The following is a 24,214-nucleotide window of genomic DNA, read 5'->3' on the forward strand; positions in this document are numbered from 1 at the left end:
CTCACGGCGAGGTAGGTTGTTCAAAACAAAAAGGGCGAGCCCGAAGCCCGCCCCTCTCCTCATTCCGCCGCCGCCTCGGTCTCTTCGTGATCGGCCAGGAAACCGCCGGATTGGCGGTTCCAGAGGTCGGCGTAGATGCCGGCGTTGTGGACAAGATCGAGATGGGTGCCCGTCTCGATGATCCGGCCCTTGTCGAGGACGATGAGACGGTCCATCTCGGTCAAAGTCGACAACCGGTGGGCGATGGCGATCACTGTCTTGCCCTGCATCAGCGCGAATAGGTTTTCCTGGATCGCCGCTTCCACTTCGGAATCGAGCGCCGAAGTCGCCTCGTCCAGCACAAGGATCGGCGCGTCCTTCAGGAAGACGCGGGCAATCGCGATGCGCTGCCGCTGGCCGCCAGAGAGCTTGACGCCCCGCTCACCGACCTGAGCATCCAGCCCTTTGCGGCCTTGCATGTCGGAGAGCCCTTCGATGAACTCCCAGGCATTGGCGCGCTTGGCCGCCTGAATCACCTCCGCATCGGTCGCCTCCGGACGTCCATAGGCGATGTTGTCGCGGATCGAGCGATGCAGCAGCGACGTATCCTGCGTCACCACGCCGATCAGCGAACGCAGGCTGTCCTGCGTCACCTCAGCGATATCCTGGCCGTCGATGCTGATGCGCCCCTTTTCGAGATCGTAGAAGCGAAGCAGCAGGTTCATCAGCGTGGTCTTACCGGCGCCGGAGCGGCCGACGAGACCAACCTTCTCACCCGCATGGATATCGAAGGTCAGGTTGTCGATCACACCCTTTTCCTTGCCGTAGTGGAAACGGATCTGATCGAAGTGGATCGCGCCCTGCTTGGTCTTGATCGCCGGCGCTGCCGGCATGTCGACGATGTCATGCGGCTTCGTCAGCATCTCGATGCCGTCATAGATCGTGCCGATGTTCTCGAATAGCGCCGAGACTTCCCACATGATCCATTGCGACATGCCGTTGACGCGCATGGCGAGCCCGATGGCGATGGCGATGGCGCCGATCGAGATCGAGCCGCTCAGCCAAAACCAGATCGACAGTGCCGAGATGACGAACAGCGCCACGCAGTTGTTGACGTAGACCGCGATGTAGAACAGCGTCACCTTGCGCATTTGCCCGTAGACGGTCTGCAGGAACTCGCTCATGCCGGCCTTGGCATAGCCCTCTTCCCGGCCTGCATGCGAAAACAACTTCACCGTCGCGATGTTCGTATAGCTGTCCACTACCCGCCCCGTCATCGTCGAGCGTGCGTCGGCCTGAGCGGCTGCAATCTTGCGCAGCCGCGGCACGAAATAGCTGACGATACCGATATAGATCATGAGCCACGCCAGGATCGGCAGCATCAGCCGCCAGTCCGCAGCAGCGATGACCAGGATCATCGACAGGAAATAGGTGACGACATAGACGAAGACATCGAGGATCTTCATCACCGCTTCGCGCACGGCAAGCGAGGTCTGCATCACCTTCGTGGCGACGCGGCCGGCGAACTCGTTGGCAAAGAAGGTCATGCTGTGGCGCAGCAGGAAGCGATGCATCTGCCAGCGGGCAATCATCGGATAGTTGCCGAGCAGCACCTGGTGCATGATGATGGAATCGAGCACGGCCGCCAGCGGCAGGCCGACCAGCACCATCGCGCCCATCCAGAAGAGCTTCTTCCATTCCGTTTGCAGGAATGTCGCCTTGTCCGCATGCGACAGCCAGTCGACGATATCACCGAGGAACTGAAACAAAGCCACTTCGCCGACGGCGATCAGCATGGTGAGGACCGCCATGGCGATCAGCCAGGGCGCGGCCGGCTTGGTATAGTGCCAGCAGAAGGCAAAGAGACCCTTCGGCGGAACGTCCGGTACTTCACTCGGAAAAGGGTTTAGTCGCTGTTCGAACCAGCCAAACATGAAATGCTCCAAAGACTCGACCCTTCGGCCACGACTTCCGCGTCTAAGGTAATCGCGGACTGATATGGTGGCCGGGTGATGAAAGAACGAGGCCCAATCGGCCGCGCAATGAATCAAAAGGGGGAAACTTGCAAAACGCGCTTTAAAGCGCCTGAATCACAGCCATCGGATCACGGCCCGGAGGCGCATCATCACAAACAAATTAGTCATCTGAGCCTCCTCTGTCGCAAGTTGTAGAGCGGTTGTGTTGTACCGTGCATTGGTCGCGTTGAAAAGCGAAATGTGGCTAAAAACGCCTCGAAATCTTCAATTCTGCTGATGAAGACACCACAGAAACAAAGGCATTCGACAAAAAGCGAAGACAACTCCCGCCAATTTCGCTAGTTGCAGATTATGACTTCGCTTCGCATCGCCCTTTATCAGCCTGACATTCCCGGTAACACTGGCACGATCCTCCGTCTCGCCGCTTGCCTCGGTCTTGCCGTCGATATCATCGAGCCCGCGGGTTTCGACATATCGGATCGCAATCTCAGGCGCGCCGGCATGGATTACCTCGCTGCCGTCACACTGACTCGACATGTCAATTGGGAGCAATTCGAAATCTCGCGGGCGGAAAGCGGGCGGCGGCTGGTGCTTGCCTCCACCAAGGCGGCTCAGCGCTATACCGATTTCACCTTTCGGAAGGACGACATCCTGCTCTTTGGCCGCGAGAGCGCCGGCGTGCCTGATCATGTGCATGAAAAGGCCGGGGGCCGCATCCTGATCCCGATGGTTGATGGACAACGCTCCATCAATGTTGCCATGTCGGTCGCGATGATTTCGGGGGAGGCGCTGCGGCAGACGAACTGGTCGTAGATGTCGCGGCAAATCTGAACGCCTCATGGGCCAATTGCCGTTGGCACGTTGGGTAAAGTGTGAGAAGCTTTCCCTTGGAAAGGCTTTACCTGACGGCAGCTCTGGCGAGGTGACCCATGTTCCAGACGGCATTCACCCTCACTCTCACTCAATTCGCGCGCACTCTCAGCCTTCCAGAACGGCTGCAGCGCTCGCCGCTGCGCAATCTTACTTTGGAGGCACTTCGCCAGCGCAACACTGCGCTCGATGCCCTGTTTTACGATGTCAAGGTCATCACCCCGGAAGAGGCTTTCTACCTCAGCGGCTCGCTTGCGGCCGAAGGCTCGATCATGATCGTGCCGCCGAGCGGCGGCGGTGCCATCATTCTGTGTGAAACGCTGGAGGAGTTCGCGCTTCGCGGCGGCGGCGATGCCCAGGCACTGGCTGTCGCCGGCATCGGCGGCTCAGCCCTTGGTGCGGCCGCCTTCGCCCGCAATGTTGCCGATGCGATCGGCACGCCGGTAGCCGTCGTCGTCTCCGGATATGGTCTGGCTGACATTGTCACCGAGGCCGTTGGCGGCCATTTCTTCTTTGGCCATCTGAAAGGTCTGCGGCCCGTCTTCCAAATGCTGGACGATTTTGCCGGACGGCCCAAGTTTGGAGCCTCCGATAAGAATGACAGCGAAACGGCGTCGCGCACCAGCCTCGATACCAGGACTGTGCGCGCCCTTCTTGCCGATCCTCGCTTCTCCTTCCGCCTGCTGGCCGGGCACTCGAAAGGCAATTTGGTCATTTCGGCCGCGCTTCACGAGCTCTGCAAGCAGGATGAGATCCGGGCCGAGACATTGGCGAAGAGATTGAAAATCGTCACCATCGGCGCCCGCATTGCCATGCCGCCTGACTTTTCCGATATCGTCGATGTCATCGGGGAATGGGATTGGTTCGGCGAGATGAACTCCAGGCCGTTCATTTCAGCCGATCAGCGCATCCCGCATGCCTGGCACCACACCAATACCGATTTGGCCGGCCATCTGCCTGTCACCGCTGTGCTCAAAGAGATTTTGGCCAAGACCACGATTTCGGAGGAGACTGAAGCGGCGCCAGCCTTGCATGTCGTGGCCGAGCCGCAGGCATCGGATGCGCCGACAAAAGCCGCCGCCGCCTTAGCCTCTTCGAAGCGCCCGATGCGAGGGCCCGCAACGATCGATAAGGTGAAAGAAGCCTTCTCCGAGAAAACGTCGCGCGACCTCCCGCCGGTGCAGACCGACTGGTCCGGTGAAATGCAGCCGCCGAAGCCGCACTAAAATCAGGGACTCCGCAATTATTGTCCAGATATGTCGTTCGCGGTGTTGAAGCGCGGGCAATAAGAGGCATATAATCCTTAGCCGGCAAGCAATTGCTCGCCCGTTCGCTGAACAGGTTTAAGCACTGAAATCCATGCCTTTTCAGTGGCTTACGTTCGACTTCCAATAATCGCTGAAAACATGGCATGAGAAAGACATAAAAAGACGAAATGGAATCCACCATCGTAATGATCAATTTGTTCGGCGCCGTTGCTTTGCTGCTCTTCGGCCTCGCACAGGTGAAGGATGGTGTCTCGCGCGCCTTCGGTGCCAAACTCAGAACCGGCCTTGCCAGCGGCACCCGTGGCGGGCTGCGCTCCTTCACCTCCGGTTTCTTGGCAACGGTCGCGCTGCAGAGCTCGACCGCAACGGCGCTGATGATTGCCGCTTTCGTCGAGCGCGATCTCGTCTTTCCGAGCATGGCGCAGATCGTGCTGCTCGGCGCCAATGTCGGCACCGCAGTGACAGCCTGGATCGTCGCGACCGGCATTGAATGGCTGTCGCCGTTGATCATTCTCGTCGGCATCGTCCTCTATCGCCGCTCATCCACCACCAAACAGGGCGCAGGTGCAGCGCTGATCGGCATCGGCCTGATGCTGCTGTCCCTGCAATTGCTGAGCCTCGCCACCACGCCAATGCGGCAATCGCCGGCGCTTGCCGCATTCATTGGCCTCCTCGACGGCGCCCTGCCCGTGGCATTGATCTTTTCGGCCGTGCTCGCCTTCGTCTCCTCGTCCAGTCTTGCCGTGGTCGTGCTGATCCTCTCGCTCGCTTCCACCGGCATTCTCTCTCCGGCCCTGACGGTCGCGCTCGTTCTCGGCGCCAATCTCGGCGGCGCGATCCCGCCCGTTATGGCCACCCTCTCCGGCCCGGCCACTGCCCGGCGGGTGACGCTCGGCAATCTGATCATACGCACCATCGGCTGCCTCATCGTTCTGCCCTTTGCGGGCTATATCGGCGCCTGGATGCAATCCCTGCATTTTTCACCGGCCAAGCTGCCGGTCGACATCCACCTGCTCTTCAATATTATCCTCGCCATCTGCGCCTGGCCCTTCTCGTCCCTTTTGTCGAAAACGATGCAGCGGATCGTGGCCGACGATCCGCAGACCGACGACGGGCCGAAATATCTCGATCACAACGCCCTCAACACGCCGGTCGTCGCACTTGCCAGCGCAACGCGCGAGGTTCTGGGCGTCGGCGATCTCATCGAGCGCATGCTGATCCGCACGGAAAACGCCTTCAACAACAATGATCTGGCGCCGCTCAAAGAAATCCCCATCCTGGAAAAGCGCGTCGATCGGATCCAGCAGGAGGTGAAGATATATCTCTCCAAGCTCGGGCGCGAAGGCTTGGACGTCGAAAACGGCCGCCGTTCGATCGTCATCATCGACTATGCCATCAATCTCGAGCATATCGGCGACATCATCGAAAAAGGCCTGGCCGAACAGGTGGCAAAGAAGATCGGCAAAGGTCTGGCTTTCTCGGACGATGGCTATCAGGAGCTGGAGAGCCTGTTCAAGCTGACGATCGACAATCTGCGCGTCGCCCAGACCATCTTCGTCACCCGCGATTTCAACCTCGCCCGCCAGCTCATGGAGGTGAAAGTCAACGTTCGCCGCCTGGAAAAACAATCCTCGGAGCGCCACCTCGAACGCCTGCGCGACGGCCGCGTCGACAGCCTGCAGACCAGCTCGCTCCACCTCGACATGTTGCGCGACCTGAAGCGCATCAACGCTCACATCGTCTCAGTGGCGCATCCGATTCTGGATGAGAGCGGGCTGCTGATCGAGAGCCGGCTGCGAAACACGCAATAGCCGGCTCAATCCCCCTCGTCTCTTATGCTTTGATTTTATTCAGCAATACGGGAGATTTGCTCGCCATAACATTATCGCCACTTTAGAAGCCTATGTTGTGGGGCATTCTCAGATGACAGATGGAGGAAACGTCATGCGTCTGGACGCCTATCTGATCTTCGACGGCGATTGCAGGCAGGCCCTCGAATTCTACCAGCAATGCCTCGGCGGTGAACTCACGATCATGGACTACAGCCATCCGAATGTGGCGAGCCAAACGCCGGAGCACTGGCGCGAGAAAGTCATGCATGCGCGTCTGACGATCGGTGACGCTGTCTTGATGGCTTCGGACGGCAGGCCAGGTGAAACCGGCAAGAAATACGGCTTCTCGATCTCCGTTCAAATCGACAAAGCGGAAGAAGCAGAGAAACTGTTTGCGGCTTTGCAAGAGGGCGGCACGGTTACCATGCCGATCGATGAGACCTTCTGGGCAGAGCGTTTCGGCATGCTGGTCGACAAGTTCGGCGTGCCGTGGATGATCAATTGCCAGCGTTCGACTGCCTGAATTCAATCGGCCGACGGGAGGCGTCGCATGGTGAATTCGATACGGTCGCCTTCCACCTGCCGCCAACTTTCGACTTCGGTCCAATAGGCGGCTTTCGGAAATTCATCGAACCACTCGCGCGCCTTGGCGCGCGCTTCCGGGCGACTGAGACAAAAAGTCTCGCGGACAAAATCACTTTTTCCGCCGGCAGGTTTTTCCTGCCGGTACCGTGAAATTCTGCGTCTCAACCCGTCAAGGGGCGGCGGTCCGGGTATTTTCATCATGAAACCTCGCCTTTGAGAGGGAAGATAATACCGCATTTGCCAATTTGCGAGTCGATTCTCCGGTGGGCCCGGTGCGCTGGTGACGATGCGATGATGCTGATATTCAGACCGGGAATCGACATCACGTGAATCGCGGCCCTGGTGGCGCGCCTCGCCGGAGAGCAGCATGGAACGACCCGAACTTCCCAAGGGACTACCCGACGATATTGAAGAGAAGAAAGAAGCGGCCAAGGGCTGGTTTGAAAGCCTGCGGGACGCGATCTGCGCCCAGTTCGAACAGTTGGAGAACGAGCTTGCCGGCCCCCTCTCCGACCAGGAACCGGGGCGTTTCGTCGCCAAGGATTGGCTGAGGGAGAACGGTGAAGGCGGCGGCGGACGCATGTCGATCATGGAAGGCCGCGTCTTTGAAAAGGTCGGTGTTCATACGTCCACCGTTCATGGCGAATTCTCGCCGGATTTCCGCAGCCAGATTCCGGGCGCCGAGGAAGATCCGCGTTTCTGGGCTTCCGGCCTGTCGCTGATCGCTCACCCCGTCAATCCGAATGTACCGACAGTGCATATGAATACGCGCATGGTGGTGACGACCAGCCATTGGTTCGGCGGTGGCGCCGACCTGACGCCGGTGCTCAACCGGCGGCGCACGCAGGAAGATCCAGACAGCGTCCTCTTCCACCGCGCCATGCAGATTGTTTGCGACCGTCATACGGTTGCGGACTATCAGCGCTATAAAACATGGTGCGACGATTACTTTTATTTGAAGCATCGCAACGAACCGCGCGGTATCGGCGGCATTTTCTTCGACTGGCTGCATTCTGGGGAGGAGGCAGGCGGTTGGGACGCGGATTTCGCGTTTACCCGCGATGTGGGGCGTGCATTTTCCATGGTCTACCCCCGGATCGTGCGCTCGAACTTCAATGAAGTATGGTCCGAGGAGGATCGTGACGAACAATTAATTCGTCGCGGGCGCTATGTGGAGTTCAATTTGCTTTACGATAGGGGTACAATATTCGGGTTGAAGACAGGCGGCAACGTAGAGTCGATATTATCGTCCTTGCCACCCGTCGTGCGTTGGCCATAGAATGCCAATTGCTAATAAAGAGAAACCCTAAAATAAGTTCGGAGGAGTACCGAGGTTTACGTAATGCTCGTTTCAATCGGAGGAGGTTGTAATGGCAGTACAGAATCAAGTGGCAGAAGCTGCGAATGAACGAAAACTTTCGCGCACAGTCGATACGCCGGAATTCGTAGTCCGGCTGGCTGAAGACATGAGGATTAGAAGCGGGTCGGATCTGCCACTCTCCTGCTTCATCGAGCAGGTCAGAATGCAATTGGCCGGCAAGTCGCCAAGCGACGTCGCCCGCTTCGTATCCGACCGCCCGGCAAAACAAGCGCCCGTTCCGAAGTATCAGTCTTCGGATTGCTTCAAATCCTGGGCCATGCCGGATTGATATCCGGAAAGCATTGTCCGGCAGGGTGGAAGCCCTGCCGGACGTCCGAAACCTTTCCCCACCTTTCGCGTTTTGACCTTCAGGCCATTCGGCGTGAAGTTTTTCATGGCGTCAACATATCAGGAGGCAGATATGCGACTATTCGAATGTGGTACGCTGGTGCCCGGTTGCGATTGGCACACTCGGGCCAATGACGATTCCGAAGTAGTCCGCCGCGCTGTCGAGCACATGCGCAACACCCATGGCGAGACCATCATCCGCGAAAATATGGTCGACAATATCAAGGCCCGCATTCGCGACGAAGCAAGCGTCGCCTGATCAGCCGATAGCCATCAGGATCAGATCAATTCCTTGAGCCGGGCGAGAAGAGCCGCCCGGTTCATGGTGAAATTGCCGTCGAGCCATTGCTGCTCGAGTTTACTCAGGATATCTCCGACCTCAGGCCCCGCGCTGAGCCCCGCCGCAAGCGCATCCGCTCCATTGACCGGAAAGACCGGCTTCTTCCAGCGTACCGTCCGCTCCAGTAACTTGCTGAGCCGTGCAACGCGTGCCATTTCCTCGAAATCGCCTTCCGCCTTGCCCCGCGCGACCGCAAGCGCCAGCTTCAGCCGGGTAGCAATGCCGGATGCATCATGGCGGTAAAGCAAGCGATCCAAGGCCGCGTCAGACACATCGTCCTTGACGCCGGGCGCATTCGCCCAGTCCTGCAAATAGGCGGCTTCGGCCTTCGACAGCCGCAGTCTTTCGCCAAGCTTTGCCAATCTTGCGGCATCCGGCGGCACGATGGCCGCCAACCGCAGCAGCGGATCGGACGTCCAGCCGAGGGCCCGTTCCGTCGCCACAAGCGCGGGAATGGCGTCTATGCCCCATTTCTCCGTTTCCGGCAGGACCTCGGTCAAAATCCCGACCTGCCGCATCCAGAGCAGAGCCCGGCCCGGATCTTTGGCGGCAAGCAGCTTTTTCATCTCCGACCAGACACGCTCTGCCGAAAGCGTCGCGATCTTCGACCTCGCGGCCGCACAGGCGCGCAATCCGTCCGCATCCGGTCTTCCACTGCCATAATAAGCGAAAAAGCGGAAGAAGCGCAGGATCCGTAGATAATCCTCGGCAATCCGGGTGGCCGCGTCACCGATGAAGCGGATATTGCGGCGCTCCAGATCCGCAAGTCCGCCGACCATATCGACGACCGCGCCATCGGCAGAGGCATAGAGCGCGTTGATCGTCAGATCCCGCCGCTCGGCATCCGCCTGCCAATCATCGCTGAAAGCCACTCGGGCACGCCGGCCATCCGTTTCAACATCGCGCCGCAAGGTGGTGATTTCGAAAGGCTTTCCATCGACCACCAACGTCACCGTCCCATGGGCGATACCCGTCGGCACTGCTTTGATGCCGGCGGCACCAGCCCTCTCGACGACGGCTTCGGGCAGCAACGTCGTGGCGATATCGACATCGGCGACCGGCAGCGCGAGCAGGCTGTTGCGCACCGCTCCGCCGACAATCCGCCCCTCGCCGCCATCGGTGTTCAGCAACGCCAGCACCCGCTGCAGCGCAGCGTCCTGGAACCAGGCCTCACCGGCAATGGAGGTCATGTATAGAGCCTTTCGTAAAGCGTTCGGACAATGCCGGCGGTAATGCCCCAGATCATGCGAGGACCATAAGGCATGCGGTAGAAATGCCGCTCCATCCCCTGCCAGACCATGCTGTCGGTCACATGATGACTGGCATCCATAAGGAAGGAGAGCGGCACTTCGAAAGCATCCTCCACTTCGGTGGGATTGAGAGCCAGTTTGAAGCCAGGCTTGACCACGGCGAGGATCGGCGTGATGCGGAAGCCGGTCGCAGCCAGATAATACGGCAATCGGGCAACGGGCTCGATGAAAACATCCGCCAATCCGATCTCTTCACCGGCCTCTCGCACCGCTGCCATTTCCGGCGAAACGTCCTCCGGATCGATCGCGCCGCCGGGAAAGGCGATCTGGCCGGAATGCTTGCGCAAGGTCGAGGTGCGCAGCGTGAAGATGACATTGGCGTCGTCGCCGTCGTCCACCACGGGCACCAGTACCGCGGCGTCGCGCAGTTTCAGGCCTTCGACCTGCAAAATGGTGTCCGGATTGAGCGCATGGTCGCCATGGTCGCGCCAGGCAAGCTCGATCGGGCCGCCGCTCTGATCGAGCGCACGGCGCCGGAATTCGGCGGCGGAATAAAGCGGAAATTCGCTCATCGCGTCAAAGCATCCAATTCGGCGACCGGCATGACCGGAAAGATCGTGCCGCCGGAGCACACGCAGAACATCTCGCGACCGGCGATCACCACGGTCTCGCCCAGTTCGACGAGGTCATACATCACCGCGCGCGTCACCAGCGCCTCCAGGCGCCCACGGACATGCAGATAGGGTTTCAGCTCGTCGTTCTCGCCGCGGATGACGAAACGGATCGGATGTTCCCTGCCCGCCTCGACGACGTCGCCGACATTGGTGCGGAACGTCAGCACCTGCTTGCCTTCGCGCTCTGTCGCGCTCATTTCGACGGCTATGAAGGGCGCATCGACGACGCGGATGCCGACCTTTTCCACAGGCGTGACGAGATAGGTCTTTTCATCCGTATCCTTGCGCAGCACCGTTGAAAACAGCCGGACCAGCGGCGCGCGGCCGATCGGCGTTCCCATATAGAACCAGGTGCCATCAGCACGGATTTCCATATCGATATCGCCGCAGAACGGAGGATTCCAGCGATCGACAGGCGGCAAGCTCTTCTTGCGTCCGCCGGCATCGCCGGCCGCGCGCGAAATCAGCGCAGCCAGACTTGCCGCATCGCTCGCCTCTCTGATTTCCTCGGTTGCCATTCTTCCGTCCCGGTTTGTGCTTAGTTACGAATACGGCTCTCTCTCACGAGATAGTCATTCGAAACGTGCTTGTCAGCCATCTTCATGGCGATAGGTTCTATTGATTATGGGGCAAATGTGTAAGGTCTGCGAATCGCGCGTACCGTTTTTTGCCGTTGGAGACGCAAATGGGCATGATCAAATCGACCGAAACGAGTCTCGACGACCAGGCGATCATCGCATCCGCCGAACAGGCGTTGAAGGATATCGCCTCCATCCGCGCCGAAGTCTCCAAGGTCATCTTCGGCCAGGAAAGCGTCGTGGAGAACACGCTTCTTGCCGTGCTGGCCGGCGGCCATGCGCTGCTCGTCGGTGTACCGGGCCTTGCCAAAACCAAACTGGTGACCACGCTCGGCGCCGTTCTCGGCCTTGCCGCCAACCGCGTCCAGTTTACGCCGGATCTCATGCCCTCGGACATTCTCGGCTCGGAAGTCATGGACCAGGATGAGACCGGCCGCCGCTCCTTCCGCTTCGTCAAGGGGCCGGTCTTCGCGCAATTGCTGATGGCCGACGAGATCAACCGCGCTTCGCCGCGCACGCAATCGGCGCTGCTGCAGTCGATGCAGGAATATCACGTCACCATCGCCGGGCAGCGCTACGATCTGCCTGCACCGTTCCACGTTCTCGCAACCCAAAATCCGCTGGAACAGGAAGGCACCTATCCTCTGCCGGAGGCGCAGCTCGACCGGTTCCTACTGCAGGTCGACGTCGGTTATCCGGAGCTTGCCGACGAGCGTAAGATTCTGCTTGAAACCACAGGCCTCGGCGAAGCAACGCCGCATGCCGTGATCGATGCCGCGCGACTGATGGAAATTCAGAAGTTGATCCGCCAGATGCCGGTCAGCGATGGTGTCGTCGACGCCATCCTGTCGCTGGTGCGTTCGGCGCGTCCCGGCCAAGGCAATGAGGCGACCGACAAGCATGTCGCCTGGGGCCCCGGCCCCCGCGCCGGCCAGGCGATGATGCTCTGCGCCCGCGCCCGTGCGCTTTATGAAGGCCGCCTTGCGCCCTCGCTCGACGACGTGCATGCCCTGGCCGAACCGGTGCTGGAACATCGCATGGCGCTCACCTTTGCGGCCCGTGCGGAAGGCATGTCGGTGCGAGACGTGATTGCAGGGCTGATCAAGCGGTCGAGATCGTAACCCAGGGTGTCGAGGAGAGTATAGCGCGTGGCATCCATCGGACAGATCGTCAGCCCGACCCCAGGCAATGATGCCCTCTCCCGAGCCCGCAGCCGTGCTGCCCTCGTGCCGGATTGCCTTGTCGAAGCCAAGCGCATCGCCAACACCGTGATTGCCGGCTGGCATGGGCGGCGCAAGCGCGGCATCGGCGAAAATTTCTGGCAGTTCCGCCCCTATGCCGAGGGTGAGAGCCTGTCTCGCATCGACTGGCGCCGCTCGGCCCGCGACGATCATACCTATATCCGCGATCACGAGTGGGAAGCAGCCCATACCATCTGGCTCTGGGCCGACATGTCGCCGTCGATGATGTACAAATCGACCTACGGCCACGTCTCCAAGGAGGGCCGTGCGTTGGTGCTGATGCTGGCGCTCGCCGAAATCCTCGCCCGTTCCGGCGAACGGATCGGCTGCCCCGGCATCATGGAACCGATCTCCGCCCGCAACGCCGCCGAGCGGCTGGCGGCCGCCCTGATGCACACGCCGCTCGAAGGCGGCCTGCCGCAGACCAGCATGATCCGTGGCTGGAGCGATATCGTGCTGATCGGCGATTTTCTGGACGACGCAGACAGCGTCATGAGCCGGATCGGACCGTTGGCCCGCCGCGGATTGCGCGGTCACGTGGTCGAGGTCGCAGACCCGGCTGAAGAGATCTTCCCCTATGCCGGCCGCACCGAATTCACCGATCCGGAAAACGGCGCGAAGCTGGTGGCGGGCCGCGCGGAAAACCTGCGGGAAGATTACCAGCGCGCCTATCTCGCCCGCCGCGAAAATCTCGGCCAGTCGCTGCGCCATCTCGGCTGGACCTTTGTCAGCCACCGCACCGACCGGCTGACATCGGAAGCGCTGGTCGCCGTGCATATGTATCTCTCCGGCATGCCGGCCAAAGCGACGCTTGGGGGGCAGCCATGAGCGCGCTCTCCTTCGCTTTCGCCTCTCCGGCCATCCTCGGCGCGTTGATCCTGCTTCCGGCGATCTGGTGGCTGCTGCGCCTGACGCCGCCGCATCCGAGAGCGGAAGTGTTTCCGCCGCTCCGCATCCTGGCAACGATCCTGAAGCGTGAGGAAACGCCAGCGCGCAGTCCGTGGTGGTTGACGCTGCTGCGTATGGTGCTTGCCACGCTGGTCATCCTTGCCATTGCCAATCCGATGTTCAATCCGCGCACCAATACGCTGGCGAGCAGCGGGCCGTTGGTGCTGCTCATCGACAATAGCTGGGCGAGCGCCGCCGATTGGGATCGCCGTGTGCAGACGGCCGATGCGTTGATCGATGACGCCGATGCCAAAGGCATTCCCGTCTCCATCGCCTTCACCGCAGATCGGAGCAACGACACCACGCCGGGCGCCGCTGCCGCCGCCCGTGACAAGCTGCATGCGGCGACTGCAAGGCCGCTGGTGCCGGATCGTCAGCGCGCCTCCCAGGCCATCAAGGCTGCTTTGAACGGCACCAAGCCGGGCACGATCGCCTTCCTGTCCGACGGCGCCGAAAGCAGGGACAAAGACGATATTGTCAACCAGCTTGCCGCCCTTGCGCCCAGCGAATTGCGACTGATCGAAAGTGATGGCAGCGACGTGCTTGCAATCACCGGCGCCACCAACGCCGCCGACAACATGACCGTGACGGCGACGCGACTGAACGGCAGCAGCCCGCTCCGGCTGGGGCTCAGCGCACTGGACAATCAGGGACGGCCGATCGCGGCTGGCTCGTTGAATTTCGCTGGCGGCCAGACGGTCGCGACCGGCACCATCGCCGCCCCCTTCGAAATGCGCAATGATTTCGCCCGCATCAGCATCGACCGCCATGCGAGCGCCGGTGCCGTGCATCTGCTCGACGACGGTTTCAAGCGTCGTCGCGTGGCGCTGCTGTCCGGACAGGCGGCCGACGAATTCCAGCCGATCCTGTCGCCGCTCTATTACATCCAGCGCGCGCTGCAGCCCTATGCCGATCTGATCCAGCCGAACAGCGCCGATCTGGCAAAATCGATCCCCGAGCTGCTCGCCGGCAATCCTTCGGTCATCATCATGGCCGATGTCGGCCGCCTGCCGCAGGAAAGCTACGCGCCGCTGCAGCGATGGATCCAGAACGGCGGCACGCTGGTGCGCTTCGCCGGACCACGCCTCGCAGCCGCTCCCGCCGACGATCCGCTGGTGCCGGTGACCTTGCGCCAGGGCGCGCGCACCTTCGGCGGCGCCCTTTCCTGGGCCGAGCCACAACCGCTTGCCGACTTCCCCTCCTTCGGCCCCTTTGCCGGCATGCCGAAGCCAACCAATGTCCTCATCAAGCGGCAGGTCCTGGCCGAGCCGACGCCCGATCTTGCCGAACGCACCTGGGCAAGCCTTGCCGACGGAACGCCGCTGGTGACCGAAAAGCAGATGCAGGCAGGTCGCATCGTCCTCTTCCATGTCAGTGCCGAACCCGAATGGTCCGATCTGCCGATCTCCGGCGATTTCGTCGAGATGCTGCGCCGTATCGTGCAGCTTTCGCGCTCCGGCGGCGTCACCTCGACCGACAGCGCCCCGAAGACCAGCGAAGCGCTGCCGCCATTCCGTCTGCTCACTGCCAAGGGTGTGCTGACCAGCGAGACCGGCAATGCCCGCCCCCTGGATCCGAACAACAAAGGTGCAATCGCGGCCAATTTCGACAACCCGCCAGGCCTCTACGGCTCGGAGGATGGCTTTACCGCACTCAACGTGCTGCCCAATGACGCGGAACTCAAGCCGCTGGATATCTCCGGCTCCAGCGTATCGGTGGCGCGTGAGGGTCTGATCGGTGGTGAGGCCTGGTCGGCCAAGCCGATCCTCTTCACCATCGCCTTCCTAGTACTTCTGGCAGATAGCCTCATCGTGCTCATCATGAACGGCGCCTTCCCGCGTCTTCGCAGATCGACGAAGACGATCGCCGGCGGAGCCGCCGTGCTGCTGCTCGCAATATCGGTTGCCGCGTTCCTGCATCCGACAAGCACTTGGGCCGACGATTCCAAACCCGGCGACGACACCATTTACTCGCGGCTCGATAAAACGCACCTTGCCTACGTCGTCACCGGCGAATCCGAAGTCGATCATACTTCCGAGCGTGGACTTGCCGGACTCTCCGATTTTCTTACCTATCGCACGACTTTGGAGCCGGGACCGCCTGTGGGCGTCGACCTCGCCAAGGACGAGCTTGCCTTCTATCCCATCATCTATTGGCCGATTTCCGCCACCGCGCCGATGCCGTCCAACGATGCCATCAACCGTATCGACGCCTATATGCGCAATGGCGGTACCGTGCTTTTCGACACGCGCGATGCCATAGACACGATGGGCGACAACACCACGCCCAGCCCGAACGGCCAGCGGCTGCAAACGATCCTCGCCAACCTCGACATCCCGGCGCTGGAACCGGTGCCCGCCGGCCATGTGCTCACCAAATCCTTCTACCTGCTATCCAGCTTTCCTGGCCGCTATGCCGACAGTCCGCTCTGGATCGAGGCGCGGCAGGATACGCGCGCAGACGGTCATGCCGTCTCCTCCTCGGATGGGGTGACGCCAATCATGATCACCGGCAACGACTTCGCCGGCGCCTGGGCAACGGACGACAACGGCTCTCCGCTGCTGCCGACCGTGCCGCCGGATGAGACACAGCGCGAATATGCCTACCGCACCGGGGTCAACATCATGATGTACATGCTGACCGGCAACTATAAGTCCGATCAGGTTCACATCCCGGACATTCTGGAACGGTTGGGGCAGTAAGATGAATATTGGTTTCGCCCCTTTCCTGCCCTGGCCCGTTCTGGCCGCGCTTGCGGTGCTGACGCTTGGCATTGCCGCGCTCGGGATCTACCGAGGCATGCGCGGCAGTTGGATCCGCACGCTGGCGGCATTCGCCCTGCTGGCTGCCCTTGCCAATCCCATGCTCATGCAGGAGGACCGTGACCAGCTCTCCACCATCGTGCCCCTCATCGTGGACCGCAGTCCGAGCCAGGAGACGCCGGAGCGCGTCAAGATGACCGATGAGGCTCTGGCGGCACTGAAGGACCGGCTGGCGCAATTCCCGCGGATCGAACCTCGTATCGTCGAAGTGCGCGAGCCCGCTGAATCCGAGTCGCCTTCGACACGACTCTTCGCAGCGCTGTCCTCGGCGACCGCCGACGTACCACCCGCTCGTGTCGGCGGTGCGATCTTCCTGACCGACGGTCAGATCCACGATATTCCGAGCGTCAATCAGGCCCTCGGCTTCGATGCGCCGATCCACGGGCTGATCACCGGCAAGCCGGACGAGTTCGATCGGCGCATCGAGGTGGTGCGCGCGCCTCGCTTCGGCATCGTCAATGACGAGCAGCAGCTCGTGCTGCGTGTCGTCGACGACGGCAAGAGCCCCGGCAGCACTGCGGCCGTTACCGTCAGGATGAACGGCGACGAGATCGCCACGCTGCAGGCGACGCCCGGCCAGGACACGCCCTTCAGCTTCAAGGTGCCGCGCGCCGGTAACAACGTGCTTGAATTCGCCGTCGCCGAAGTGCCCGGCGAAGTGACGCCCATCAACAACCGCACTGTCCAACTGATCGAGGGCATCCGCCAGAACATGCGTGTGCTGCTCGTCTCCGGCGAACCGCATGCCGGCGAGCGCGCCTGGCGCAATCTCTTGAAGTCGGACGCCTCCGTCGACCTCGTCCATTTCACAATCCTGCGCCCGCCGGATAAGCAGGATGGTACGCCGATCAACGAGTTGTCGCTGATTGCTTTCCCGACGCGTGAACTTTTCGTCGACAAGATCACTTCTTTCGACCTGATCATTTTCGACCGTTACCAGGACCGCCCCAATGTCCTGCCGACGATCTATTATGATTACATGGCCCAATATGTCGAAAACGGCGGCGCTTTGCTGGTGGCTGCCGGTCCCGAACATGCGGCCGGCAATTCGATCGCCCTGACGCCGCTGTCCTCCGTGCTCCCGGCCGAGCCGACCGGCCAGATGATCGAGAAGCCCTTTTATCCGCGCTTGTCTGAACAGGGCCGCAAGCACCCGGTTACGCGCGGCCTCGATGGGTCGGACACCGAGCCGCCGCATTGGGGGCGCTGGTTCCGCAGCGTCGACGTCGAGAAGCCGCAGGGCCAGACTGTGATGGTTGGCGCCGATAACCACCCGCTGCTGGTTCTGAACCGCGTCGGCCAGGGCCGCGTCGCCATGCTGCTCTCCGATGAAGGGTGGCTCTGGGCGCGCGGCTACGAAGGCGGCGGACCGCATGTGTCGCTCTATCGCCGCATCGCCCATTGGCTCTTGAAAGAACCGGCTCTGGAAGAAGAGGCTCTGACGGCACGCGCCGCCGGGCGTACGCTGGAAGTCACTCGCCAGACGATCGGCGACGATCCCGGCCCTGCCACCGTAAAAGCACCCTCCGGCAGGACTGAGTCGATGCAGTTGAAACAGACGCAGCCCGGTCTCTATCAGGCCCAGAAGCACATGAACGAAATCGGCCTCTACCAGATCACCAGCGGCAATCTCTCGACGCTGGTGCATGTCGGCGCCGTCGATGCACCGGAATTCAAGGCGATGATCTCGACCACGGAAACGCTGAAGCCCTTGGCAGACAAGACCAAGGGCCTTGTCATCCGTGTTGCCAGCTCCGGCGGCGGCGTCACCGTCCCCCCGATTTTGCCGGTACGCGGCGCGGTTCGCATCGCCGACAACCAACGCCTGACCATCCGCATGACCGACGAAACCGTCCTGAAGGGCGTCAACACCCTGCCCCTCTTTGCGGGCTTTGCCGGTCTTGCAGCCCTCCTCTTCGCCTTCTCCGCTATGTGGTGGCGCGAAGGACGGTAAAATATGATGCCGCAACTTGAAGTGACCGATGCCCCGTCAGAAAGCGAACTCGCGGCGATCGGCGAAGGATTGACGACCTTCAATGCGGCCGATGTCGGCCCTTCGAGGCGCCGCTCGCTGGCCGTTCTGATCCGCGACGAAAGCGGCAAGACCATAGGCGGCATATCGGGCTACACGGCCTGGGGCTGGCTATTCACGGCATGGCTGTTCGTACCGGAAACGCTGCGCGGCCAAGGCATGGCGGGAAAGCTTTTGGAAGCGGCAGAGAAGGAAGCGATCGCGCGTGGCTGCCAAGGCGCCTGGATCGACACCTTCAATCCGCAGGCGCTGCGCGCCTATCAACGGCAGGGCTATGTCGTCTTCGGCGAGCTGCCGGACTTTCCCATCGGCCGCAGCCGCTATTTTCTGCAGAAAAGACTATCGCCCCGCTGACGGAAACGGGCGATAGGCTTCATTTACAGAAGCCCGCGCGCAATGGAGCCGGCAAGCGACAGTTGGCTTGTGGAAATCGCGGCGTTAGCCCGCGATTGCCCTCAGCGGCAGATCGTCGTCGTCATTCTCCTCATCGGCGACAGCAGCCGGAATATCCGCGTCACGCCAGACGATCGTGCCCTTCAGCCGCGCATGCGTATCGGTGGCGATCGGGACAACGAGCACCCTGTTGGGGTCGACAGGCCCGGGAAAGGCGAGCGCGTTATGGGCGACCTTCTCGAAACCGAGCGGGCCATAATAGGGCGGATCGCCCACCAGGATCACCGCTTCCGAACCTCTGCGCTTGGCGGCTTCGACGGCGATCCGCACGAGCTCGCGGCCGATACCTTGGTTCTTGTGCGAAGGCCGGACGGCGAGCGGTCCCAGCAGATGCCCCTTGACGGAACCCGCCAGCACCGGCGTCATCCGGACTGAGGCGATCGTCTCGCCGTCATCGGCGCAGATGAAGGAGAGCAAGCGGTCATGCGGCCCCTGCTCGCGAATCCGCGCTGCGGCGCGGGTGAACCGGCCGGGACCGAATGCTTCTTCGTTGATGAGTTCGATGACGGCGTCATGCGACGCGTCCTCAGTGAGGTAGACCAGTTCGTGCTTGTGCATTAGACCAAAGAAACCAGATAGACATACGGGGATGGTTCTCGAAAACGCTTGTCGAGCGTTCGGGATCATCGGCGTCGTCGCAGGCTTCTGATTGCTTCCATGGCAAGTGGTCCTCAAAGTGTGACAAGCCCGATAGCAGGAAATGCCCAGCCCGTCCAATGCAAAATGCGAGTGGCCGGTTATCTTGTCCGAAAACCGCCTCGCACTTTTTCGCGATCATGCCTGTAACGCACTGTTCATCGTTTGCCGTCTCGAAATTCCACGGGCATGCCGTATTTTCCCGATCAAGTTCTTCGACAGAATCTCCGAGAGGAAAGAGCAATGGGCATGTTGGTCGATGGCGCCTGGCACGACATCTGGTACGACACCAAGGACACCAAGGGTCATTTCAAGCGCGCAGCGTCGCAGTTTCGCAACTGGGTCACCGCCGATGGCGCGCCCGGGCCGAGCGGTGCGGGCGGTTTCAAGGCCGAAGGGGGTCGCTATCATCTCTATGTCTCGCTTGCCTGCCCATGGGCGCATCGCACCCTGATCTTCCGCAAGCTGAAGAAGCTCGAAAGCCTGATCTCCGTTTCGGTCGTCGATCCGCTGATGCTGGAAAACGGCTGGGAGTTCAAAGGCAGAGACGGCGGTACTGTCGATCACCTCTTCGGCGCGAAGGCGCTCTGGGAAGTCTACGTCAAGGCCGATCTGCATTATTCCGGCCGCGTCACCGTTCCCGTCCTCTGGGACAAGCAGACCGGCACGATCGTCAACAACGAATCCGCTGAGATCATCCGGATGTTCAACAGCGCCTTCGACGGCCTGACGGGCTCGAAGGACGATTTTTATCCGATGGACCTGCGCGGCGACATCGATGCGCTGAACGAGATCGTCTATGACACGGTCAACAATGGTGTCTATAAATCGGGCTTCGCCACCACGCAGCAAGCTTACGAGCAAAATGTCCGCCGCCTCTTCGAAACCCTCGACATGCTGGACAAGCGCCTGGAAGGAAGCCGCTATCTCTTCGGTGACCGGCTGACCGAGGCCGACTGGCGGCTGTTCACCACGCTGGCCCGCTTCGACGCCGTCTATGTCGGCCATTTCAAATGCAACGTCCGCCGCATCGAAGATTACCGCAATCTGCCCGGATATTTCCGAGACCTCTACCAGGTCCCGGGCGTCGCCGAGACGACCAATCTCGTGCACATCAAAAATCACTATTATCGCAGCCACAAGACGATCAATCCCACCGGCATCGTCCCCGTGGGTCCCGACCTTGATTTCGGCCGCCCGCATGGCCGGGAGCGGCTGGCGAAGGCGGCTTAAGGCGGCAGGCCTACCAGTAATTCGAGGGCGGCATGTCGCCCTCCAGCTCCTTCAGCCGCCGGTAGGTTGCCTTGGTCGTTCCGGGCGGCAGGGCGTCGAGCGGAAAGAAGCCGCTTTCCACAATTTCGAGATCCGGCTTGCGTGGCGCCATCTGTTCGACCTCTACACGGTAGAAGACGACGTGATCGCGCTTGCTGGTGCGGTTGTTGAAGTAGACGTGGAAGATCTGCGGCCGGCCGGATATCACCAGATTTCCCTCCTCCCGCAATTCCTTGGCCAGCGCCTGCTCCACAGTCTCGTGACGCTCGACACCGCCGCCCGGCATATGCCAGCCGGCGACATAGGAATGCCGTACCAGGAAAATCCGCCCTTCCTTATCGAAACAGGCCGCCCTGACGCCCATTGTCATGCTGCGGGTGAGCACGAAATAGCTGTGCAGCATCCGGCCGAACAGCTTTGCCCGCCAGCCGCGGGCTTCGTCGGGAGCAGTGCTGTCGTTCATGCGGCCGCTCCGCCGTTACGATCCATCATTGAAAAACCGATGTATTTGTTTTGACAATAGACTGAGCTATGTCTCATCTCATGTTCAAGCTCGCGCATATTTCCGACGTTCACCTAGGCCCCTTGCCACGGCTTTCGATCAGAGAACTCGCCTCCAAACGCATTACCGGATTTGTGAACTGGCACCGAAACCGGCGCAAGCATCTTTTTGGCGGGACGCTCGATCTTCTGCTCGACGACATCAAGTCGAAACAAGCCGATCATCTTGCCGTGACCGGCGATCTCGTCAATCTCGCCAGCGGCATCGAAATCCGCACCGCCGCGGAATGGCTGAAGACGCTCGGCGACCCTGCCTTCACCTCCGTCGTGCCCGGCAACCATGATGCCTATGTGCCCGGCTCCTACGAGAAGGCCATGCGCGCCTGGTATCCCTATGTCCAGGGCGACCATGCGCCGGCTGAATGGCCGGAAGACCGGCGCATTTTCCCCTATCTGCGCATTCGCGACCGCGTCGCGCTGATCGGCTGCTCGACGGCGGTGGCAACGCCTCCCTTTGCAGCCAGCGGCTTCTATTCGGCCCGGCAGGCGCGCGAGACGGTGAATATGCTGCGTGCCGCCGGCGCGGCCGGGCTCTTTCGCGTGGTGATGATCCACCACCCGCCGATCCGCGGCGCTACCAGCTTCTATAAGCGCATGATCGGCATCCGCCGCTTCGCCGCCGTCGTCTCGACAGGCGGTGCCGAACTGGTCCTGCACGGCCATACACATCTCAACACGCTGCATTGGCTGAGGGGGCAGACCGGCCCGGTGCCCGTCATCGGCATTGCATCGGCCTCGCAAGGTCCCGGCGGCCTGAAGCCACCCGCCGCCTACAATCTGTTTACCATTGACGGCAATCCCGGCGCCTGGGAGCTCAAGGCCGAGCGCTTCAGCGTAAACGCACGGGGTGACGATGTAGAGGACCAAGGCGTCGATATCCTGGTTTGATAATCTCCGGCATTTTATGAAAGCGGCCCGTCGTTTCGGTGGCGTTTTCCAATATCCGGGGCTACAATTCTCCTATCGGATTTCGGGAGGATGGAATGGGTTTTGGTGTAGTGATGAAGAGTTCGGCCGTGACCGCGCTTGCGGTCGGATTTCTATTTGGCGCCAGCCTGCAGGCTCTCGCCGCCGGCTCCGAGAACGACGAGACGGCACCACCGCCGAAGACCAAAACCATAACCAAATGCACCGACGGCAAGGTCTGGGACAAGGATAAAAAAGAATGCGTAAAACCGCAGAAAAGCGGTTTCAACGACGATCAGCTTTTCCAGGCGGCGCGCGAGTTCGCCTATGCCGGCCAATATGACAATGCCATCACCGTCTTGAAGCTTGCCAAGAACCAGGACGATCCCCGCATTCTCAACTATCTCGGCTATTCCAACCGCAAAGCCGGACGCATGCAGCTTGGCATGACTTATTATCGCAAAGCCCTCCAGCGCGACGAGAACTATATCCTCGCGCGCTCCTACATGGGCCAGGCGCTGCTCGAACAGGGCGATGTCCAGGCGGCGCGTGTACAGCTCGTTGAAATCCGTGATCGCGGCGGCGAAAATACTTGGGCCTATCGCTCGCTGCTGCAATCGCTGAATGGTCAAATCAGGTATTGAAAGAGGCGCGTAGACCCCATTCCTCAAGATCGTGTGAGAAGTGGAGATGAAGCGCACAACCGCTTTTTGATGACTTGCGAAACGGCACAAAAATGGTTCATACCAGGACAGAAAGATCCTTCGGCCCAGTTAGCTTTTTCCGAAAGGAAAGCCGCCTTTTGCCGGAGGGCGACCGCAGCTCGACAACCCTCAACACTCCTGTGGAAAGACAATGCCTACGCCGGTAGCAGCCATCGACATCAGACGAGATCTGGTCGGCCTTCTTCCGAAGCTCCGGCGTTTCGCCTTGACACTGGCGGGCGATTCGACTGACGCGGACGAGCTTGTGCAGAGCGTTTGCCAGCGCGGCATTGCGAAATTTCATCTGTGGAACAATGACGGTCGCCTCGAAAGCTGGCTCTACACCATGGCCCGCCATCACTGGGTGGATGAGGCCCGGCGCCATCGGCTGCGGCCTGCTGCCAAAGGCAGCGCGCTGGAACAGGGCGAACTGACAACGCCCGGCATGCGCGGCAATCCGGTCGAAGCCAGCGAAGCGCATCAAATGGTCACATCTTTGCCCGAAGGACTTGCCAGTGTCTTCCTGCTCGTCGATGTCGAAGGGCACAGCTACAAGCAGACGGCCGATATTCTTGGCATTTCCTTGGCGACGGTCGCGTCCCGGCTTTCCGGCGCCCGCCTTCGCCTCGCCACCCAAGGTCACAACCGCTCGCCGCGAAGGTTTTAGCATTGCAGGATATGAAGAAAATGCCGCTCGAAACTCGTTTGTCCGCCTTTATGGACGGCGAGACGAGCCGCGAAGAGAAAGAGGAGCTGGAGCGGCTCATCGCCTCCGATCCCGAAGCGCGGCGAATTTTCAATGAGCTGAAGCATGGCTCCGATGTCGGCCGCAAAGCTTTCGACGATGTGCTGAAGGAGCCGGTGCCGCTGGCGCTGGTGCGCTCCATCAAAAGTGCGCAGGCTCCGAAGGCGCGCGAGCCTGCCCCTCGCCTTTCCCGACCATCCCTGAAGCTTGCTCCGACGGGCCGCCAGGCACTCGCGGCCGCCCTCATTCTCTTCGTGGTAGGCGGCGGCATCGGTTATCTCTTCGGCATGCAGCCATCCAGCGCGCCGGCTGCCACCCCGGCTTCGCCGGCACCGAGCCGTACATGGCTGGACGATATCGCTGCCTATCACCGCATCTATGCGCATCAGCCCCGCCATGTCGTCGAAGTACAGGCGACTGAGGCCGACGAGATCATCAACTGGTTGAAGGGGACCGTCGGTGTGAAATTCAACGTTCCGGATCTCGCCGTCGATGGATTGGTCTTACAGGGCGCACGCATGCTCATCGCCAATGGCAAACCGGTCGGCCAACTAATCTACAAAGACATCGACGGCGATGTCGTCGCCATCTGTTTCATGAAGGATGAAGGCGTTGCCGACGACGGCAATTTCGACGAGACCATCAGGGATGATGTGAGCATCGTCTCCTGGCACCGCAACGGCACGGCCTATGCCGTCGTCGGCCCCTCCTCCGACGCGATGCTCGACGAGATCGCCAACAGGGTATCGTCGGAAATTTGAGTTGGCCTGCCGGCCCTGCTTGCGGCTTTCAATCAGCCGAGGGTACTATTGGTCTGCCAATCCAATCGTACCC

24 protein-coding genes are annotated in these 24,214 nt (G+C 60.9%); 17 read left to right on the plus strand and 7 right to left on the minus strand.

Annotation, left to right across the window (positions count from 1 at the left end; genetic code table 11):
- Window positions 1-59: 59 nt before the first annotated feature.
- Complete coding sequence (locus K290_RS0109390) at window positions 60-1,913, minus strand: ABC transporter ATP-binding protein (protein ID WP_028751679.1); 1,854 nt, start codon at window positions 1,911-1,913, stop codon at window positions 60-62.
- Between the two features lie 393 nt (window positions 1,914-2,306).
- Between K290_RS0109390 and K290_RS0109395 the strand changes: the two genes are divergently transcribed.
- The 4 genes from K290_RS0109395 to K290_RS0109410 all read left to right on the plus strand — a co-directional run bounded on the left by K290_RS0109395 (window position 2,307) and on the right by K290_RS0109410 (window position 6,448).
- Window positions 2,307-2,768, plus strand: coding sequence for a tRNA (cytidine(34)-2'-O)-methyltransferase (locus tag K290_RS0109395; protein ID WP_028751680.1), 462 nt, complete (start codon window positions 2,307-2,309; stop codon window positions 2,766-2,768).
- A gap of 116 nt (window positions 2,769-2,884) precedes the next feature.
- The gene (locus K290_RS0109400) at window positions 2,885-4,051 is read left to right on the plus strand and encodes a hypothetical protein (RefSeq protein WP_028751681.1); all 1,167 of its coding nucleotides are present in this window, start codon (window positions 2,885-2,887) and stop codon (window positions 4,049-4,051) included.
- 209 nt (window positions 4,052-4,260) lie between these two features.
- A complete protein-coding gene (locus K290_RS0109405) occupies window positions 4,261-5,904 on the plus strand; it encodes a Na/Pi cotransporter family protein (RefSeq protein WP_028751682.1) in 1,644 nt (547 codons plus the stop codon).
- A gap of 133 nt (window positions 5,905-6,037) precedes the next feature.
- Window positions 6,038-6,448 (plus strand): VOC family protein, encoded by a 411-nt coding sequence (locus K290_RS0109410; RefSeq protein ID WP_028751683.1) that lies wholly within the window; start codon window positions 6,038-6,040, stop codon window positions 6,446-6,448.
- 2 nt (window positions 6,449-6,450) lie between these two features.
- Here K290_RS0109410 and K290_RS0109415 read toward each other — a convergent pair whose 3' ends face one another.
- Entirely contained in the window at window positions 6,451-6,711 is a 261-nt protein-coding gene (locus K290_RS0109415; protein WP_028751684.1) for a hypothetical protein, read from the minus strand.
- A 166-nt stretch (window positions 6,712-6,877) separates the two neighbouring features.
- On the opposite strand from K290_RS0109415, the gene hemF reads away from it, so the two are divergent.
- From hemF to K290_RS0109430, 3 genes are all read left to right on the plus strand, one after another.
- Complete coding sequence (hemF, locus tag K290_RS0109420; RefSeq protein WP_028751685.1) at window positions 6,878-7,789, plus strand: oxygen-dependent coproporphyrinogen oxidase; 912 nt, start codon at window positions 6,878-6,880, stop codon at window positions 7,787-7,789.
- Window positions 7,790-7,880: 91 nt separating this feature from the next.
- Entirely contained in the window at window positions 7,881-8,159 is a 279-nt protein-coding gene (locus K290_RS0109425; RefSeq protein WP_028751686.1) for a hypothetical protein, read from the plus strand.
- A 132-nt stretch (window positions 8,160-8,291) separates the two neighbouring features.
- Window positions 8,292-8,477, plus strand: coding sequence for a DUF1059 domain-containing protein (locus tag K290_RS0109430; protein WP_028751687.1), 186 nt, complete (start codon window positions 8,292-8,294; stop codon window positions 8,475-8,477).
- A 20-nt stretch (window positions 8,478-8,497) separates the two neighbouring features.
- On the opposite strand, the gene K290_RS0109435 is transcribed toward K290_RS0109430, so the two are convergent.
- Genes K290_RS0109435 through K290_RS0109445 form a run of 3 tightly spaced genes read right to left on the minus strand, consistent with a single transcriptional unit; the run spans window position 8,498 to window position 11,000 of the window.
- A complete protein-coding gene (locus tag K290_RS0109435) occupies window positions 8,498-9,748 on the minus strand; it encodes a CCA tRNA nucleotidyltransferase (RefSeq protein ID WP_028751688.1) in 1,251 nt (416 codons plus the stop codon).
- Window positions 9,745-10,380, minus strand: a complete 636-nt coding sequence (locus K290_RS0109440; protein WP_028751689.1) for an NUDIX hydrolase — start codon at window positions 10,378-10,380, stop codon at window positions 9,745-9,747. Before K290_RS0109440 ends, K290_RS0109435 begins: the two co-directional genes overlap by 4 nt.
- The gene (locus K290_RS0109445) at window positions 10,377-11,000 is read right to left on the minus strand and encodes a DUF1285 domain-containing protein (RefSeq protein ID WP_028751690.1); all 624 of its coding nucleotides are present in this window, start codon (window positions 10,998-11,000) and stop codon (window positions 10,377-10,379) included. Before K290_RS0109445 ends, K290_RS0109440 begins: the two co-directional genes overlap by 4 nt.
- A 167-nt stretch (window positions 11,001-11,167) precedes the next feature.
- On the opposite strand from K290_RS0109445, the gene K290_RS0109450 reads away from it, so the two are divergent.
- From K290_RS0109450 to K290_RS0109470, 5 genes are read left to right on the plus strand one after another with little or no spacing between them, the layout of a single operon-like run.
- Entirely contained in the window at window positions 11,168-12,181 is a 1,014-nt protein-coding gene (locus K290_RS0109450) for an AAA family ATPase (RefSeq protein ID WP_028751691.1), read from the plus strand.
- Window positions 12,182-12,208: 27 nt separating this feature from the next.
- Window positions 12,209-13,129 (plus strand): DUF58 domain-containing protein, encoded by a 921-nt coding sequence (locus tag K290_RS0109455; RefSeq protein ID WP_028751692.1) that lies wholly within the window; start codon window positions 12,209-12,211, stop codon window positions 13,127-13,129.
- Complete coding sequence (locus K290_RS0109460; protein WP_028751693.1) at window positions 13,126-15,951, plus strand: DUF4159 domain-containing protein; 2,826 nt, start codon at window positions 13,126-13,128, stop codon at window positions 15,949-15,951. Before K290_RS0109455 ends, K290_RS0109460 begins: the two co-directional genes overlap by 4 nt.
- Before the next feature lies 1 nt (window position 15,952).
- Entirely contained in the window at window positions 15,953-18,025 is a 2,073-nt protein-coding gene (locus K290_RS0109465; protein WP_028751694.1) for a membrane protein, read from the plus strand.
- Between the two features lie 6 nt (window positions 18,026-18,031).
- Window positions 18,032-18,457: a GNAT family N-acetyltransferase gene (locus K290_RS0109470; protein ID WP_028751695.1), complete on the plus strand. Its 426-nt coding sequence runs from the start codon at window positions 18,032-18,034 to the stop codon at window positions 18,455-18,457.
- Window positions 18,458-18,541: 84 nt separating this feature from the next.
- Here the strand turns inward: K290_RS0109470 and K290_RS0109475 are convergent, their stop codons facing one another.
- Complete coding sequence (locus K290_RS0109475; RefSeq protein ID WP_028751696.1) at window positions 18,542-19,114, minus strand: GNAT family N-acetyltransferase; 573 nt, start codon at window positions 19,112-19,114, stop codon at window positions 18,542-18,544.
- A 321-nt stretch (window positions 19,115-19,435) separates the two neighbouring features.
- Here K290_RS0109475 and K290_RS0109480 point away from each other — a divergent pair, with 321 nt between their 5' ends.
- Window positions 19,436-20,425, plus strand: a complete 990-nt coding sequence (locus K290_RS0109480; RefSeq protein ID WP_028751697.1) for a glutathione S-transferase family protein — start codon at window positions 19,436-19,438, stop codon at window positions 20,423-20,425.
- A gap of 10 nt (window positions 20,426-20,435) precedes the next feature.
- Here the strand turns inward: K290_RS0109480 and K290_RS0109485 are convergent, their stop codons facing one another.
- Window positions 20,436-20,927 (minus strand): NUDIX domain-containing protein, encoded by a 492-nt coding sequence (locus K290_RS0109485; RefSeq protein ID WP_028751698.1) that lies wholly within the window; start codon window positions 20,925-20,927, stop codon window positions 20,436-20,438.
- An 80-nt stretch (window positions 20,928-21,007) separates the two neighbouring features.
- Between K290_RS0109485 and K290_RS0109490 the strand changes: the two genes are divergently transcribed.
- The 4 genes from K290_RS0109490 (at window position 21,008) to K290_RS0109505 (ending at window position 24,141) form a co-directional block, all read left to right on the plus strand.
- A complete protein-coding gene (locus K290_RS0109490) occupies window positions 21,008-21,913 on the plus strand; it encodes a metallophosphoesterase family protein (RefSeq protein ID WP_028751699.1) in 906 nt (301 codons plus the stop codon).
- Window positions 21,914-22,008: 95 nt separating this feature from the next.
- Window positions 22,009-22,575 carry a tetratricopeptide repeat protein gene (locus K290_RS0109495; RefSeq protein WP_081670252.1) on the plus strand — a complete coding sequence of 189 codons (567 nt, stop codon included), beginning with the start codon at window positions 22,009-22,011 and terminating at the stop codon, window positions 22,573-22,575.
- Between the two features lie 211 nt (window positions 22,576-22,786).
- The gene (locus K290_RS0109500; RefSeq protein ID WP_028751701.1) at window positions 22,787-23,302 is read left to right on the plus strand and encodes an RNA polymerase sigma factor; all 516 of its coding nucleotides are present in this window, start codon (window positions 22,787-22,789) and stop codon (window positions 23,300-23,302) included.
- Between the two features lie 20 nt (window positions 23,303-23,322).
- On the plus strand, window positions 23,323-24,141 hold the full coding sequence (locus K290_RS0109505) for an anti-sigma factor family protein (RefSeq protein ID WP_081670267.1): 819 nt from the start codon (window positions 23,323-23,325) through the stop codon (window positions 24,139-24,141).
- Window positions 24,142-24,214: the final 73 nt, after the last annotated feature.

It is taken from the genome of Rhizobium leucaenae USDA 9039 (assembly GCF_000426285.1).
GTDB classification, from domain to species: domain Bacteria; phylum Pseudomonadota; class Alphaproteobacteria; order Rhizobiales; family Rhizobiaceae; genus Rhizobium; species Rhizobium leucaenae.